At 41.9% G+C, this 16,226-nt stretch carries 14 protein-coding genes; 1 reads left to right on the top strand and 13 read right to left on the bottom strand.

Features of this window, described 5'->3' with window-relative positions; translation table 11 throughout:
• Window positions 1-90: 90 nt before the first annotated feature.
• The 10 genes from C9J41_RS02575 to glyA all read right to left on the bottom strand — a co-directional run bounded on the left by C9J41_RS02575 (window position 91) and on the right by glyA (window position 10,047).
• Complete coding sequence (locus tag C9J41_RS02575; protein ID WP_107287232.1) at window positions 91-2,178, bottom strand: hypothetical protein; 2,088 nt, start codon at window positions 2,176-2,178, stop codon at window positions 91-93.
• Window positions 2,179-2,365: 187 nt separating this feature from the next.
• Window positions 2,366-2,854, bottom strand: coding sequence for a phosphatidylglycerophosphatase A (gene pgpA, locus C9J41_RS02580; protein WP_107205417.1), 489 nt, complete (start codon window positions 2,852-2,854; stop codon window positions 2,366-2,368).
• Window positions 2,855-2,863: 9 nt separating this feature from the next.
• On the bottom strand, window positions 2,864-3,847 hold the full coding sequence (thiL, locus tag C9J41_RS02585; RefSeq protein ID WP_107205416.1) for a thiamine-phosphate kinase: 984 nt from the start codon (window positions 3,845-3,847) through the stop codon (window positions 2,864-2,866).
• A 132-nt stretch (window positions 3,848-3,979) separates the two neighbouring features.
• Window positions 3,980-4,450: a transcription antitermination factor NusB gene (gene nusB / locus C9J41_RS02590; RefSeq protein ID WP_005370080.1), complete on the bottom strand. Its 471-nt coding sequence runs from the start codon at window positions 4,448-4,450 to the stop codon at window positions 3,980-3,982.
• Between the two features lie 2 nt (window positions 4,451-4,452).
• On the bottom strand, window positions 4,453-4,923 hold the full coding sequence (ribE, locus tag C9J41_RS02595; RefSeq protein ID WP_005370076.1) for a 6,7-dimethyl-8-ribityllumazine synthase: 471 nt from the start codon (window positions 4,921-4,923) through the stop codon (window positions 4,453-4,455).
• A gap of 234 nt (window positions 4,924-5,157) precedes the next feature.
• Window positions 5,158-6,261 (bottom strand): bifunctional 3,4-dihydroxy-2-butanone-4-phosphate synthase/GTP cyclohydrolase II, encoded by a 1,104-nt coding sequence (ribBA, locus tag C9J41_RS02600; RefSeq protein ID WP_107205415.1) that lies wholly within the window; start codon window positions 6,259-6,261, stop codon window positions 5,158-5,160.
• Window positions 6,262-6,312: 51 nt separating this feature from the next.
• Window positions 6,313-6,969: a riboflavin synthase gene (locus C9J41_RS02605; protein ID WP_105060781.1), complete on the bottom strand. Its 657-nt coding sequence runs from the start codon at window positions 6,967-6,969 to the stop codon at window positions 6,313-6,315.
• A 29-nt stretch (window positions 6,970-6,998) separates the two neighbouring features.
• Window positions 6,999-8,123 (bottom strand): bifunctional diaminohydroxyphosphoribosylaminopyrimidine deaminase/5-amino-6-(5-phosphoribosylamino)uracil reductase RibD, encoded by a 1,125-nt coding sequence (gene ribD, locus C9J41_RS02610; RefSeq protein ID WP_107294171.1) that lies wholly within the window; start codon window positions 8,121-8,123, stop codon window positions 6,999-7,001.
• Window positions 8,124-8,133: 10 nt separating this feature from the next.
• The gene (gene nrdR, locus C9J41_RS02615) at window positions 8,134-8,583 is read right to left on the bottom strand and encodes a transcriptional regulator NrdR (RefSeq protein WP_107205413.1); all 450 of its coding nucleotides are present in this window, start codon (window positions 8,581-8,583) and stop codon (window positions 8,134-8,136) included.
• Between the two features lie 213 nt (window positions 8,584-8,796).
• The gene (gene glyA / locus C9J41_RS02620) at window positions 8,797-10,047 is read right to left on the bottom strand and encodes a serine hydroxymethyltransferase (protein WP_107205412.1); all 1,251 of its coding nucleotides are present in this window, start codon (window positions 10,045-10,047) and stop codon (window positions 8,797-8,799) included.
• A gap of 393 nt (window positions 10,048-10,440) precedes the next feature.
• Here glyA and C9J41_RS02625 point away from each other — a divergent pair, with 393 nt between their 5' ends.
• A complete protein-coding gene (locus tag C9J41_RS02625) occupies window positions 10,441-11,055 on the top strand; it encodes a YitT family protein (protein ID WP_107205411.1) in 615 nt (204 codons plus the stop codon).
• Window positions 11,056-11,113: 58 nt separating this feature from the next.
• Here the strand turns inward: C9J41_RS02625 and glnB are convergent, their stop codons facing one another.
• The 3 genes from glnB to purL all read right to left on the bottom strand — a co-directional run bounded on the left by glnB (window position 11,114) and on the right by purL (window position 16,053).
• Window positions 11,114-11,452: a nitrogen regulatory protein P-II gene (gene glnB, locus C9J41_RS02630; RefSeq protein ID WP_006646656.1), complete on the bottom strand. Its 339-nt coding sequence runs from the start codon at window positions 11,450-11,452 to the stop codon at window positions 11,114-11,116.
• A gap of 100 nt (window positions 11,453-11,552) precedes the next feature.
• Window positions 11,553-11,957, bottom strand: a complete 405-nt coding sequence (locus C9J41_RS02635; protein ID WP_107205410.1) for a hypothetical protein — start codon at window positions 11,955-11,957, stop codon at window positions 11,553-11,555.
• A 178-nt stretch (window positions 11,958-12,135) separates the two neighbouring features.
• Window positions 12,136-16,053: a phosphoribosylformylglycinamidine synthase gene (gene purL / locus C9J41_RS02640; protein ID WP_107294172.1), complete on the bottom strand. Its 3,918-nt coding sequence runs from the start codon at window positions 16,051-16,053 to the stop codon at window positions 12,136-12,138.
• Window positions 16,054-16,226: the final 173 nt, after the last annotated feature.

The raw sequence follows: 16,226 nt of genomic DNA on the forward strand, positions 1-16,226 counted from the left end.
CACCGTTCAAATAAGCACTATGAAAAAGGTTTTCTCTGTTATTAAGCAGGAAAACCTTTTTCTTTATTAGCCTTACGTCTATTGGTCATCTCAGCCCTTCTCAACTTTCTTTAAAATCACACCCTCATAGCCATTGACTTCAACATACTGTGTCGGCTCACCGAGTGAACCATCGTAATTTACTTTTTGATACAGGCCAGATAATGGTACACGTATCGAATCAACTTGATAAAATTCAGCGTGATTACGGTATTTAGAACCGCGATATAGCACTAACCCTTGCGTATATTGCCGCGCGATAACCCCATCTTTAGGAACATCGTCAAACCACCCTGTTCGATATAACCAAAACCAATTCGCAGGCTCTAATGCAATATCCCCAAACTTTGTCTCATCCGTTGCTACTTTTCCTGTTTTAGATAGCCATTTAACCGCTTCAAAGCCGTTAGGTATGGTCGTTGGTTTACCAATATCAACCGATAATAACTTTTGGGGCTGATACGCCCAATTCTTAGGCTCTCCAGTGCGATACCAAATGGTTTTATTTAGCTGTTTCGGATCGGCATGGGTGTTATTACTGCCATAAATAAAGGTTTGATTCCAGCTGTGGTAGTAGGTTTTATTGGGAATATTAAACAGATAGTACAGGGCTAATCCGGTATAGATATCGTCTTCCCATGCTTGCTGAATTAATGGTGTTTGTTGACTTTTGCCACCGCGAGTTGTGGTCATTATTAAGCTTTTATCGCCGAGTGCTGCTAACGCATAGCTGTCCCAATAGGATTGTAATCGCTCTAAGCCAATTGCAGGGCTTAAATAATGCTCTCGTAACCAAACATCCACCACCCCCCTTAATTGCTTTGGCCAATCAGGGTATTCCCACAAATTAAGCTCAGAAATATTAGCAGATAGCCACTGACTGTCCGTAGTCGATTTAACTAAATCAAGAAAATCAGACATTTTCGCTGCATAATATCCCGCCGCTTTTGAGGTGCCAGCTCGAATCGGCGCTTCTAATATTTGTCCGCCAAATTGAACATTAAATTGGTTAGTACTGAACAATTTGGCCATATCATCATTGTAAGCACCGGTTAAACCTTGACGTTTCCAATCATATTTATACCAATTAGCATGATTTTGATTAAAAGAGTCATCATTAAAATTAGTCCGATACCAGCAACTGCCCGCCCACATTTTTCCAGTAGGGATCACTCTAGCTTGATGTTTAAATCTCGCACTTGCCGCTTGATTAGCTCTTACTAAAAACTCATCATCATCAACATAACCATCACCATTAGGATCGTTTTTAGGATCCCAACCAGGAAACAACATCGTCGCTGTGGATTGCTGACCAGATGTATTCACAACGGATAACCAAGGCTCAATATTAACGCCTTTCACTTCCGCCTTGCTCTTCCAGTTTAAAACGACTACCCAACTACGATACCCCGCCTTTAATGCCTTATTTCCAGTATTCAGCTCACGTCCTTGGAACCTAGCGTTTGTCGGTAACCAGCGCTGGTTAATATGACCAAACCATTTACCTTCTCGTTGAATCCAATGTACATCTGCTTTTTCTAAACCACCAATATCACCATCATCATTTACTCTCGTGATCCGTAATTCAGGATGCTGATTACTATCAATGACGATATTTTCAAACGGGTAAGCAGCATGAAAAATAATTTGTTCATTATCATTAACGGTTAAAGGAAAACGCGCAGTCAAGAAGTCATTATTTCGAATAAGAATACTTAACATCGATTCGCCATTTAATAGGTAATCTAACCCTTGGCTTTGATCAGGAACGGTAAGTTGAGTATCATTTTTATAATGCATGTAGCCCTTTTCAGGATCGTGCCCATTCAGGTAAGCATGGCGGTGAAGCCACCCTTGCTGTTCATCTGGGCGACAATCAAGTTTGTGTACGTAGATATAACCCATCGCAATGGTCTTTTGATTTAAATCGACATCTTGTAAGCTACCAAATACAACATCAGCATGATCCGCTTCCCAGCGCCTAACTTCTTTAATCGTATTTAATTCCGATATTGCGGTTGGCTGTTGCCAGTTTCCCGTTAACACCCAAGCCGTTTCCGTTGATGGATAAACTTGTCCATCAGCCATCGAAGCAACGGTTAATAAACCAACACTGATTATTTTCAGATAGGTACTCATAGAGCAATCCCTTCTCTCTATCTACATAATTTGAGACTAGTTAAACCGTCAGATTTATGATGAAAAATAAATGATTTTATTAGGAATGCGACACATTATATTTTGTAAAAATTGAGGAGATAAAAACAAAAAAAGCTGCACGAATGCAGCTTCTAAATCAATTTTATAATGTGATCGTTAGGTTTAACTAAAAACCAAGCCAGTAGCCAACCACCCATAACGCAATCATTGCCATGAAACCGGCAAGAATATCGTCAACCATAATGCCAAAGCCACCTTTAACATGTTTGTCTAGCCAGCTAATTGGCCATGGTTTTACCATGTCGAAGAAACGGAATAAAATAAAGCCCGTTAATACCCACTGCCATGTGGCTTCTGGGGCGATTGCCATTGTGATCCAAAAACCAACAAATTCATCCCACACAATACTGCCATGATCATGTACCTGCATATCGTTAGAGGTGATGGTACAAATTTTTATACCAATCAACGCAGCAATAAACACGACAACTAAGTACCAGCTAAAAGGTAACTGTGCTAACAGTAAATAGAGTGGAACAGCAGCTAATGTACCCATCGTGCCAGGCACGTACTTCGCTAAACCACTACCAAACCCTGTTGCTAATAAATGCCAAGGGTTACTCATTTTCAATAAATCTTTAGGATTTGTAGACACGCTGATACCTTACTTATTTGAACTCATAAAATGATCCCACCCTGACACTTGCCAATCAATAGGCTCACCTTGTTGTAATAAAACAATACCACTAGATTGAGTTAACTGACCAATACGAGACACTTGAATACCTTTTGCCATCATTAAAGATTCAACTTCAAGACATTGATGCTTCGGTACAGTAAAACACAATTGGTATTCTTCACCGCTGCTTAATGCCAATTGCTGCGCTTGCTCTGGTGTCGAACAATAGGCGATTAGCTCAGAAGATAAAGGAAGCTGCTCGATATAAATTTCCGCTCCGACACCTGATCGTTTAACTATATGATCTAAATCTGCAATTAAACCATCGGAAATATCTAACGCAGCAGATGCAATACCACGCAATGCAATTCCTGCTTCTACCTGCGGTGTCATCATAAAATGACGTTCTTTTAAGGCATAAGACAGAGCAAGATCATGATATGGTTTGTCCGTTAATAATAACGCTAAACCTGCTGCGCTATCACCCAATTGACCGGTCACATATATTGAATCACCTACCTTAGCACCACTACGTGTCAATGCTTGCCCGTTAGGAACAAACCCTTGAACCGTTAGAGTAATACTGAGAGGACCTTTGGTGGTATCCCCACCAATAAGTTGAACATTATACTGCTCAGCTAATTGGAAGAACCCCTCACAAAACTGATTTAGCCAATGCTCATCAAACGTCGGTAGTGTTAACGCCAAAGAAACCCAAGCAGGCGTTGCGCCCATGGCGGCTAGATCACTTAAATTTGAGGCTAATGCTTTATGTGCGACTAATTTAGGATCAGCATCTTGCAGAAAATGCGTGCCGGCAACTAACGAATCGGTACTGATCGCTAATTGACACCCTTCTGGAACACGAACTAATGCGCAATCATCACCAATCGCAAGATCAACATCTTCTCGCTTAACATTCTGGTGTTCAAAGTACCGCCCAATTAAATCAAATTCACCTTGTGCCATAATCGTTCAACTCATCCATTATCAGCCACCATTATAATGCCCTTATCTTTACGATTGCTTCATATCAACACAATAGATAAAAAAAAAGCCAGCTAAGCTGACTTCTTTTATCTAGTTTCGTTACTTCGAAAATTACTTTTCTTTACGAAGTGTTGGTGCAGCTTTATCAAGTACACCATTAACGAACTTGTGGCTATCTTCCGCACCGAATAGCTTAGCTAATTCGATTGCTTCGTTAATAACAACTTTAAATGGTACGTCTTCACGCTTAACCATTTCGTACATTGCAAGACGAAGTAGCGCAAGTTCCATCTGATCAAGATCCTGTAGCGGACGAGATAAGTATGGACGCATCTTGCTATCAAGTTCTTGGTGGCTTAGTACTACGCCTGTGAACAGATCACGGAAGTAGCTAACATCAGTATGTGGTGCAGCAAGAACTGGCGCATCAGCTTGATGTTCTTCTTCTTCAAACTTATCGCCAGAAAGAAAATGTTGCTCAATATCAGCAACATTACCTTTCGTAAGTTGCCAAGAGTAAATAGCTTGTACAGCAAACTGACGTGCATTACGACGTGCGGCTGGTTTCACAGTAACCCCCATTATTAGGATTCGATTTGGGACAGGACATTAACCATTTCGAGCGCGCTTAGTGCAGCCTCTGCCCCTTTATTACCAGCCTTGGTACCGGCACGCTCAATGGCTTGTTCAATAGAATCTACAGTCAAAACACCAAAAGCAACTGGAGTATTATACTCAAGTGCAACTTGTGCTAGACCTTTATTACACTCACCGGCAACATAATCGAAGTGCGGTGTACCGCCACGAATAACTGAGCCTAGAGCAACGATTGCATCATAACGGTCGCTTTTAGCAACCTGTTGAGCAACAAGTGGTAGCTCGTAAGCACCTGGACAACGAACAACAGTAATGTTGTCTTCGCTAACCTGTCCTTGACGTTTCAGCGCATCTAATGCACCTGAAAGTAAGCTTTCGTTAATAAAGCTGTTGAAGCGTGCAATTACGATAGCAACTTTTGCGTTTGGTGCCGCGATGGCGCCTTCAATTACCTTCATGGGCCTTCCTGTGACTATGTCTTTCCGGTTTGAGAAACCGCGGGAGTCTATCACACTTTGCAATATCTCTGCTATGGACAACCGTCGGTTTCAACAGATTTGTTAATATTTATTGCTTATCTGTCCTTGATTCGACCAATAAACAGTATTGAAAGCGGTAGTTAAAAATAATAATTGTCTTTAGCTACCGCAGATATCAGTTATTTTATCACTAGCGTCTAACATTTGGTGAATTTAATCACAAATATACTCAACGACTTCTAAGCCAAAACCTGATAGTGAATGATAACGTTGCGTACTTGATGACAATAAACGCATTTTACTTACGCCTAAATCAGAAAGAATTTGTGAGCCAACACCAACTTGGCGAGACGGATCTTTCTGTGTCACTTTCACCTTAGGTTGACCTGCTTCTTCCGCCGCAATATTTTTCACTTTATGAATAATGGCATCAGTTGGTTCTTGTTTACTTAAAATAACCAATACACCATTTTCTTCGCTAATGCGCTTCATTGCTGCAGGTAACGTCCATTGCGTTGCACCTGATTGCAGAATATCTTTAAACGTATCTTGCAAGTGAACACGTACAAGCGTTTCTTCACCCGCTTTGATATCGCCTTTACGCAGTGCATAGTGCACTTCGTTATCAATCTTGTCACGGTAAGTGATCATCTCAAACTCACCGAACTCTGTTGGTAATCGACACTCAGCTACACGCTCAATCGTGGTTTCATGATTATTACGGTATTCAATCAGATCAGCAATTGTACCTAATTTAAGGCCATGTTTTTCCGCAAACACTTCAAGCTGCGGGCGACGTGCCATCGTGCCATCTTCATTTAAGATCTCAACAATCACACTTGATGGCTCAAGGCCAGCTAAACGCGCAACATCACAACCCGCTTCAGTGTGACCTGCGCGGGTTAATACGCCACCTTCTTGTGCCATTAATGGGAAGATATGGCCCGGCATAACAATATCAGCTGCCGTTGCATTGGCAGCAACAGCTGCTTGTACTGTGCGAGAACGATCTGCAGCTGAAATACCTGTAGTTACCCCTTCTGCTGCTTCAATAGAAACAGTGAAAGGTGTACCAAACTGTTCGGTATTTTCTTGAACCATTAAAGGCAAGTTTAATTTTTGACAACGGGCTTTGCTCAGTGTCAGACAAATTAGACCACGACCATAGGTCGCCATAAAATTAATAGCTTCAGGTGTAATTTTTTCAGATGCAATAATCAGATCGCCTTCATTTTCACGATCTTCATCATCCATCAGAATAACCATTTTGCCCTGACGAATATCATCAATAATTTCTTTTGCGCTGCTTAAAGCCATAACACTACCCTTAATTCTTATGTACCTTAGCTGACTAGCTAATCATCATATTTAGCCAAGAAAACCCGTTCTCGCTAATAAATCCATTGTGACTTGCGGTTTTTTATCTGCAGCTTTATCACCCAACATTAAACGCTCTAAATAGCGGGCAATCACATCTACTTCAAGATTTATCATTCGGCCTGGTTTGAATGCGTCCATTGTTGTTTCTAATGCTGTATGCGGAACAATGGTTAACTTAAATTCATCACCATTAATTTCATTCACCGTTAAGCTAATCCCATCAACCGCAACCGAGCCTTTTTCTGAGATATATTTCGCTAAATGCGCGGGTACTTTTACCCAAAACTCAATAGCGCGTCCCGTATGGTGACGTTCAATAATCTCAGCAACAGCATCAACATGACCAGATACCATATGACCGCCAAAACGCGTCGTCGGTAACATCGCTTTTTCTAAGTTGACGACCTGACCTGCTTGATAATGAGCAAAGGCAGTACGTTTTAAGGTTTCTAATGACAGATCAGCAACATAGCCTTTACCTGTCAATTTAACCACAGTTAAGCACACCCCATTTGTCGCAATACTGTCACCCAATTTAACATCGGACAGATCAAGATTGCCTGAGTCGACAGTGACAGAAATATCAGCGCCTTTAGGTGTTAAAGCGGTAATGGTTCCAATTGCTTCAATGATACCGGTGAACATGGAGAGTCCTTGCTTCTTTATTCTATTGATTAACAGCGTTTAACGGTGGCTGTAATTTTTACATCACAATCAACCATACGTAGATCTGTAATATTCAGATCGATAACTTGATCCATCGCGGTTAATGGCGATAAATTCATTAAACTACGACTATCAGCCCCCATTAATTTTGGGGCCTGATATAAAATCAAACAATCAACTAATTGTGCTTCAAGTAATCCACCCGCAAGCCCAGCGCCAGCTTCAACCCAAATATGGTTTATGCCATTTTCTGCTAACTTACGCATGAGTAATGTGAGATCGAGTTGTTGGCTATTTTCTCGGGTAGGAATTATCCACTGAGACACGGAGTCAGGCCAATCTTCATTACCTATTTCTGCGCGTGCCAAAATCGTTTCTCCCGGAAGGTGAAATAACTGATATGCCGGGGTTAATCGGTTTTGGCTGTCAATAATAACGCGAATAGGTTGACGAACATCTGCTTGTAGATATTCATCTTGAATCTGTGTACCCAACTCACTCCAACGCACATTCAGTGATGGATCATCAGCGATAACAGTGGCACTGGTTGATAATATTGCACCAGCTTGCGCACGATGACGTTGAACATCAGCACGAGCATAAGGCCCAGTGATCCATTTACTTTCACCGTTCGCTAACGCTGTTTTACCGTCAAGACTTGATGCCAGTTTTAATTCAACATACGGCATCTTGGTTGTCATTTGTTTAATGAACGCTTTATTAATGGCTTGAGCCTCTTCTTTAAGAAGCCCTACTTGCACATCTACCCCCGCTTTTTGCAACATTTCAACGCCACATCCAGCCACTAACGGGTTAGGATCAACCATGGCACAAATAACTCTACTTACGCCTGATTTAATTAATGCTTCAGCGCAAGGTGGTGTGCGTCCGTAATGAGAGCAGGGCTCTAAAGTGACATAGGCTGTTGCACCTTTCGCGCGCGCACCTGCTTGTTTTAATGCAAACACCTCCGCATGGGATTCTCCCGCGCGAAAATGAAAACCTTCACCAAGGATTTCATCGCCATTAGCAATAACACAACCCACCTTCGGGTTTGGCGCTGTTGTAAAACAACCACGTTTAGCTAACTGAATAGCGCGTAGCATTAATCGTGTATCAAGGTTAGTAAACATTACACTCAGCTTAACGTTCTAGTTTGGCTATTTCTTCACCAAACTCACGAATATCTTCAAAACTACGGTAAACCGATGCAAAGCGAATATAGGCGACTTTATCGAGCTCTTTTAATGCTTCCATCACTAAGTTGCCGATCATCTCTGAAGGCACTTCTCGCTCTCCAGTTGCGCGTAAACGAGTTTTAATATTATTAATCGCACGCTCGATGTCATCCGTACTCACAGGGCGTTTTTCTAATGCGCGTTGAATACCACCTCGAAGTTTTTCTTCATTAAACGGATCACGATTGCCATTGGTTTTCACCACACGAGGCATTACCAATTCGGCCGTTTCAAAGGTCGTATAACGTTCATTACAAGCTAAACATTGGCGGCGTCGGCGCACTTGGTGGCCATCCGCAACCAATCGTGAATCGATTACTTTGGTGTCATTCGCACCGCAAAAAGGACAATGCATTTAGCCTCCTACATTTAATCGCTTCAGTGTAACTCATTTAAAACCGTTAATGAGAATATTCACCCTGTTTTTCTACTCATTTTGATTAAAAAGCCACGAATAGTCGGTTTATTGTTCACTCCGAAAAAGCGCAAAATATAAAAAAGGCTTACCTAGTGGTAAGCCTTTATCATCATAACTCGACAGTTATGTTACTTAATGCATCTAAGTAGATTAAGCGTAAACAGGTAGACGCTTACAAATATCTAAAACTTTTGCTTTTGTTTCTGCAATAACTTCTTCGTTATCAACATTGTCTAAAACATCACACATCCAACCTGCAAGTTGACGCGCATCATCAGCAGTAAAGCCACGACGAGTAATAGACGGTGTGCCAACACGGATCCCTGATGTTACAAATGGGCTACGTGGGTCATTTGGTACACTGTTTTTGTTAACTGTGATGTTAGCGGCACCTAGTGCTGCATCGGCTTCTTTACCAGTGATACCTTTATCGATCAAATCAACAAGGAATAAGTGGTTTTCAGTGCTACCAGAAACAATCTTGTAACCGCGCTCTAGGAATTCACCTACCATTACTTTTGCGTTTTCAACAACACGTGCTTGGTAGTCTTTAAATTCTGGCTCCATTGCTTCTTTAAATGCGACTGCTTTTGCCGCAATAACATGCATTAGAGGGCCACCTTGACCACCAGGGAATACTGCAGAGTTCAGCTTCTTATAAAGATCTTCACCTTCATTAGAAAGGATAAGACCACCACGAGGACCTGCTAGTGTTTTGTGCGTTGTTGTTGTAACAACATGTGCATGTGGAACTGGGTTAGGATAAACACCCGCTGCAATCAGACCCGCTACGTGCGCCATATCCACAAAGAAGTACGCGCCAACTTTGTCTGCGATTTCACGCATGCGTTTCCAATCAACAATTTGAGAGTAAGCTGAAAAACCACCGATGATCATCTTTGGTTTATGCTCAAGCGCTAACGCTTCAACTTCAGCGTAATCAATTTGACCGCTTTCATCGATACCGTATGGGATCACGTTGTAAAGCTTACCAGAGAAGTTTACAGGTGAACCGTGAGTTAAGTGGCCGCCGTGAGCAAGACTCATACCTAGTACGGTATCGCCAGCATTCAGAAGTGCCATGTAAACAGCATTGTTCGCTTGTGAGCCTGAGTGAGGCTGAACGTTCGCGTATTCTGCACCAAATAGCTGACAAGCACGGTCGATAGCCAGTTGCTCGGCTTTATCAACAAACTCACAACCACCGTAATAGCGCTTGCCTGGGTAACCTTCAGCATATTTGTTTGTTAGCTGAGAGCCTTGCGCTTCCATTACACGTGGGCTTGTGTAGTTTTCAGAAGCAATCAACTCGATGTGTTCTTCCTGACGAGCTGTTTCTTCCTGAATGGCTGCAAATAGTTCCGCATCATAATCAGCAATATTCATATCGCGCTTTAGCATCTGTATCTCCTAACTCAGCTAAGTTAAATACCATTTTGAGCAAAAACTGAAAAATCGCAATGCTAGGCGCCACGTGGACGCAAACGTTTTCGTCTTGCTTGTTAATTATCGTCTATCTTACATAAATTGATCTAAATCAGGTAGTCCTAATTGTTCTTTTTCTTAATGATTAACTCGGTTTATTTTCAATAGAGCATGAATAATTTTCATCTTGATATACGATTCATGGCTCGATTTTAAATCAAATATAGATGGCAAGTATTTTAACAATAAAATTATTTACAACAGTGTAAAAAATAAATTACAACGCTAAAAAGTGCTTTTCACACGTAAACTTTTATAAATTCTTATTCCCTCTTACTATGGCTTTATTATTTACAAGGAGTTGTTCCATTGAGTCGTATTAAACATCCTGTTCATGAAAATATGATCGCTATTTTAACGGGGACATTTATTGTTGCTCAGGGCATATTTTTTCTACAGCAAAGCCAGTTATTAACGGGAGGCACGACAGGACTCGCGTTACTACTCACCCATTTTGTCGATATCTCTTTTGGTAAGCTGTATTTTTTAATGAACTGTCCGTTTTATTTAATGGCATGGTTTAGAATGGGCAAATCTTTTGCTATTAGCAGCGTCTTATCTGGTGCATTGGTCTCTATTATGGTGGATAACCTTCACCATGTATTAGCTATCAGTTGGCTTAATCCAATTTACTGCGCAGTGATTGGTGGCTTATTGATGGGGCTTGGTATGCTGATATTATTCCGTCATCACACCAGTCTTGGTGGATTTAATGTTCTGGTTTTATTCCTTCAAGATAAATTTGGTATTTCAGCAGGAAAAATCCAAATGTCGATAGATATCTGTATCTTGGTTGCATCCTTTTTCTTTGTTACCCCAACCACTTTATTGCTTTCAATTCTTGGTGCAATTACCCTAAATATTGTCCTTGCAATGAACTACAAACCAGGCCGATATAACCCTGTGGTCCCTGATGTGAATTAGCAATAAAAAAGGAGCATTACAGTCAATGTAATGCCCCTTTTTTGTATTCTTATACAACTTAAATCGCGTCTTCGTCTTCTTCTCCGGTACGAATACGCACTACACGTTCAATATCAAACATGAAGATTTTACCATCACCAATCTTACCTGTTTGTGCCGTTTCAACAATCGTATCAATGCATTGCTCTGCTACTTCATCAGTGACAACAATTTCAATTTTCACTTTAGGTAAAAAATCGACCATGTATTCTGCGCCACGGTATAATTCGGTATGGCCTTTCTGACGTCCAAATCCTTTCACTTCAGACACCGTCATGCCAGTAATACCTACTTCCGCTAATGCCTCACGAACATCATCAAGCTTAAATGGCTTAATTATCGCTTCAATTTTTTTCATTCTCATCATCCTTTACTGAGCAGAAGTAATATTTTTACTTACAAGCAATTGATTTAATTGCTCTCATTATCGCAGATCCTACAGACAAATTTAAATTTATTTAAACTTCATGCAGTAAGTTTCGATCCATCCTACGCAATAATAAAAAAACTGAATACACTAAAACTACACTATTTAGCCCTAAGATCACCTGATTGCGATAAATACTAGGGACAAGTTCGGGGAGTATCGGAATAATACTGATATTAAGAAACATCGTTGCAGCAGGTATGTAGAAATACAGAGGAAGAAATCCCCATTTTTGACCTTTTAGTAAACCAATAATTGCCAACACGCCAGAAAATAAGACCAGTAAAACGATAATATTTGGCACTATAACTATTTGAGAGGTAGTAAAAAATTGGTCAAATCGGTCGAATTGACGAAAAATGCTCAGCGCAACCAGCACTGCCAGTATTTGGGATGCAATACATAAACGTAAAACTCTGGGAATACCTTCTCCCATATATAATCCTTTATCGCAATAAAAATTCCATTACATCTTATTCCCCAATTATAACCGTCTATTTTCAATTTTTAATGTGATTATTATCAATTAAAGGGTTGAAAAAGTGATTTTTATACAAGAAGAATAAAAAACCGCCATTTCTGGCGGTTTTTTGATTCTTCAACGCTGTTCTTTATTAACCTAAATTAACACGCGCATTTCTAAACATACGCATCCATGGGCTATTTTCACTCCAGTCATCTGGGTGCCATGAGTTTGCAACGGTTCTAAACACACGCTCAGGGTGCGGCATCATGATGGTTACACGGCCATCTGTTGTCGTCACACTGGTAATACCGTTTGGTGAACCATTAGGGTTCGCAGGGTACTGTTCTGTTAGCTTACCGTAGTTATCAATATATCGTAGTGCAACAATATCGGCTTGCTCTAATGCAGCAAGATGATCAGCATTACGCACTTCAACACGACCTTCACCATGAGATACCGCAATTGGCATGTGAGAGCCTGCCATTTCGTTAAAGAATAATGATGGGCTTTGTTGTACTTCAACCAAGCTAAAACGAGCTTCAAAACGCTCAGATTCATTGCGTACAAAACGCGGCCATAAATCAGCACCTGGAATTAAGTCACGAAGGTTAGACATCATCTGACAACCGTTACAAACACCTAATGCCAACGTATCATTACGGTTAAAGAAAGCTTCAAATTGATCACGCGCAATATTGTTAAACAATACTGACTTCGCCCAACCTTCACCCGCACCTAATACATCACCGTAAGAGAAACCACCACAAGCAACTAAGCCGTTGAAACCATCAAGTTTCACGTTACCCGCTAAAATGTCACTCATATGAACATCTTTCGCATCAAAGCCTGCACGATCAAAGGCTGCCGCCATTTCAACGTGAGAGTTAACCCCTTGCTCACGTAAAATCGCCATTTGCGGTTTAGCGCCAAGATTAATCGCAGGGGCAATAAATGGAGCCGCTACATCATCATTAATATCAAACGTCAGCTTCACATTTAAACCCGGATCTTGGGTATCTTTCTTGGCTTCAAATTCTTGCAATGCGCCAGCTGGGTTATCACGCATCGCTTGCATTTGGTAAGTAGTTTCAGCCCATACGGCACGAAGTTCGGTACGGTTTTGCTCTAGCACTAAGTCATTGCCATTCCAAATACGAACAACATCTTCTTCAACCACAGTACCTAAAATATGGCTGCATGCTTCAAGACCGTTTGCTGCAAGTACCGACTGAACAAAATCAAGATCATCAGTACGTACTTGAATAACGGCACCTAACTCTTCGTTAAATAGCGAGGCTAATACATCATCAACTGCATCTTCACCGCCAGTATTAATATCAACTTCAATACCCGTGTGGCCTGCAAATGCCATTTCCGCTAGCGTGACGTATAAGCCACCATCACCACGGTCGTGGTAAGCGAGTAGTTTTTCATCACGTACTAACGATTGCATTGCATAGAAGAAGCCTTTCAGTAATTCAGGACTATCTACATCAGCTGGCTTATCACCCAATTGCTTGTAAACCTGCGCCAGTGCTGTTGCACCTAGGCGGTTTTTACCACAACCTAAATCGACTAATAACAGGCTTGTATCACCTTTATCTGTACGCAGCTGAGGTGTCACGGTTTTACGCACATCTTCAACACGACCAAATGCAGTGATAATCAGCGACAATGGAGACGTCACTTCTTTCTCTTCACCGTCTTGTTGCCACTTGGTTTTCATTGACATTGAGTCTTTACCAACAGGAATCGTCAAACCAAGTGCTGGACATAACTCCTCACCGACCGCTTTCACGGCTTCATATAAGCCAGCATCTTCGCCAGGGTGACCTGCTGGTGACATCCAGTTAGCCGAAAGATTGATACGCTTCATATCACCAATATCGCTACACGCAATATTAGTAACCGCTTCACCGACAGCTAAGCGTGCAGATGCGCCAAAATCGAGTAATGCAACAGGTGTACGCTCACCCATAGACATCGCTTCACCATGGTAGGTATCGTAACTAGCAGCAGTAACTGCACAGTTAGCAACAGGTACTTGCCATGGACCTACCATTTGATCGCGTGCAACCAAGCCGGTAACTGTGCGATCGCCAATTGTAATAAGGAAGGTTTTTTCAGCCACAGCTGGCAGACGGAGAATACGCTGCGTCGCTTCAACTAAGTCAATACCACTGCGGTCAATCGCTTGGCCTTCTACTTTTTGTGATTTTACATCACGGTGCATTTTCGGCGCTTTGCCCAATAGAATATCCATTGGCATATCAATTGGCGTATCGTCGAAATGGCTATCTTCTAAGGTTAAATGACGCTCTTCTGTCGCTTCACCCACAACGGCATACGGCGCACGTTCACGCTGACAAATCGCATCGAAAACCGCCATATGTTCTGGTGCAACGGCCATAACATAACGCTCTTGAGATTCGTTACACCAAATCTCTAGCGGGCTCATACCTGGTTCATCGTTAGGAACATCACGAAGTTGGAATTTACCACCACGCTCGCCATCATCAACCAACTCAGGTAAAGCGTTTGAAATACCACCCGCGCCCACATCGTGAATAAAGGCAATTGGGTTAGCGTCACCCAGCTGCCAACAGCGATCAATCACTTCCTGACAGCGACGTTCCATTTCTGGGTTTTCACGTTGTACAGAAGCAAAATCCAGATCTTCTGCCGATTGACCGGATGCCATTGATGAAGCAGCACCACCGCCAAGACCGATATTCATTGCAGGGCCGCCAAGAACAATTAACTTCGCGCCAACTGGAATTTCTTTTTTCTGTACGTGATCAGCACGGATATTACCCATACCACCCGCGATCATAATTGGCTTATGGTAACCACGTACTTCTTCACCGGCATGCGACGTCACTTTTTCTTCGTAAGTACGGAAGTAACCCAATAGGTTTGGACGTCCAAATTCATTATTAAATGCCGCGCCGCCAAGTGGGCCTTCAAGCATAATATCAAGCGCTGTAACAATGCGGTCTGGTTTACCAAAATCAGTTTCCCAAGGTTGTTCAAACCCCGGAACTTTAAGGTTAGAGACAGTAAAGCCCACTAAACCTGCTTTAGGTTTACCGCCAATACCCGTTGCACCTTCATCACGAATTTCACCGCCCGAACCTGTTGATGCGCCCGGCCATGGGGAAATAGCGGTTGGGTGGTTATGCGTTTCTACCTTCATTAAGATATGAGTATCTTCATGGTGGTAGTTATATTGACGAGATTCTGGATCGGGGAAGAAACGCCCTACTTTTGAGCCTTCCATTACTGCAGCATTGTCTTTATACGCCGACAATACGTGCTCATGGTTTTGCTCATAGGTATTTTTGATCATCTTGAACAATGACTTGTCTTGATCAACACCATCAATTGTCCAATCTGCATTAAAGATTTTATGTCGACAGTGCTCTGAGTTCGCCTGAGCAAACATCATCAACTCAATGTCATTTGGATTTCGACCTAGTTTGGTGAAGTTCTCAACTAAGTAGTCAATTTCATCTTCAGCTAAGGCAAGTCCTAAGGTCAAGTTAGCTTGCTCTAATGCCTGGCGACCACCAGCAAGGATATCAACGCTTTTCACCGGTGCTGGCTCTGCTTGTTTGAATAAAGCAGCCGCGGCTTCAAAATCGCCAACAATCACTTCCATCATGCGATCGTGGATTAACGCTTTGACTTGCGCTAATTGTGATGCTGATAGCTCGCAAGTTGATTCAATGTAATATGCGGTACCACGTTCAAGACGCTTAATTGATTTTAAGCCACAATTACGGGCAATATCGGTCGATTTTGATGACCAAGGAGAAATTGTCCCCGGACGAGGGGTAACAAGTAGCAAGGTGCCACAAGGCTCGTGCTCTGCAATCGTTGGACCGTAAGTTAAAAGACTCGCTAGTTTGCTATGCTCATCAGCAGTAAGGGCAGCAGATACATCAGCAAAGTGCATAAACTCAGCATAAATACCTGACACAGGCAGATCGAATTCGCGGCAACGCTCAAGTAGCTTATTAACGCGAAACTCAGACAGTGCGGGTGAACCACGCAAAATTTCCATGTGCAAACGTCTCTCGATTAGCGGTTAAAGAAAAGTAATATTGGCCTAACTCCCAAAAAAATGGGGTAATTACGTCAATGTCACCTCTGATTTATCCCTGATTATTGACTAAATAGATGAATAATCGATTTCGCACCCGCGCAGTATAAGCGATTTTTTTTTGTGACGTAACA

Source organism: Photobacterium sp. GB-50 (genome assembly GCF_003026755.1).
GTDB lineage: Bacteria > Pseudomonadota > Gammaproteobacteria > Enterobacterales > Vibrionaceae > Photobacterium.

Excerpts from the sequence above, each read along its gene's own strand:
- C9J41_RS02575 (WP_107287232.1), bottom strand. The coding sequence starts at position 2,178 with ATGAGTACCTATCTGAAAATAATCAGTGTTGGTTTATTAACCGTTGCT.
- thiL (WP_107205416.1), bottom strand. The coding sequence starts at position 3,847 with ATGGCACAAGGTGAATTTGATTTAATTGGGCGGTACTTTGAACACCAG.
- nusB (WP_005370080.1), bottom strand. The coding sequence starts at position 4,450 with ATGGGGGTTACTGTGAAACCAGCCGCACGTCGTAATGCACGTCAGTTT.
- ribE (WP_005370076.1), bottom strand. The coding sequence starts at position 4,923 with ATGAAGGTAATTGAAGGCGCCATCGCGGCACCAAACGCAAAAGTTGCT.
- ribBA (WP_107205415.1), bottom strand. The coding sequence starts at position 6,261 with ATGGCTTTAAGCAGCGCAAAAGAAATTATTGATGATATTCGTCAGGGC.
- C9J41_RS02605 (WP_105060781.1), bottom strand. The coding sequence starts at position 6,969 with ATGTTCACCGGTATCATTGAAGCAATTGGAACCATTACCGCTTTAACA.
- ribD (WP_107294171.1), bottom strand. The coding sequence starts at position 8,123 with ATGTTTACTAACCTTGATACACGATTAATGCTACGCGCTATTCAGTTA.
- nrdR (WP_107205413.1), bottom strand. The coding sequence starts at position 8,583 with ATGCATTGTCCTTTTTGCGGTGCGAATGACACCAAAGTAATCGATTCA.
- glyA (WP_107205412.1), bottom strand. The coding sequence starts at position 10,047 with ATGCTAAAGCGCGATATGAATATTGCTGATTATGATGCGGAACTATTT.
- glnB (WP_006646656.1), bottom strand. The coding sequence starts at position 11,452 with ATGAAAAAAATTGAAGCGATAATTAAGCCATTTAAGCTTGATGATGTT.
- C9J41_RS02635 (WP_107205410.1), bottom strand. The coding sequence starts at position 11,957 with ATGGGAGAAGGTATTCCCAGAGTTTTACGTTTATGTATTGCATCCCAA.
- purL (WP_107294172.1), bottom strand. The coding sequence starts at position 16,053 with ATGGAAATTTTGCGTGGTTCACCCGCACTGTCTGAGTTTCGCGTTAAT.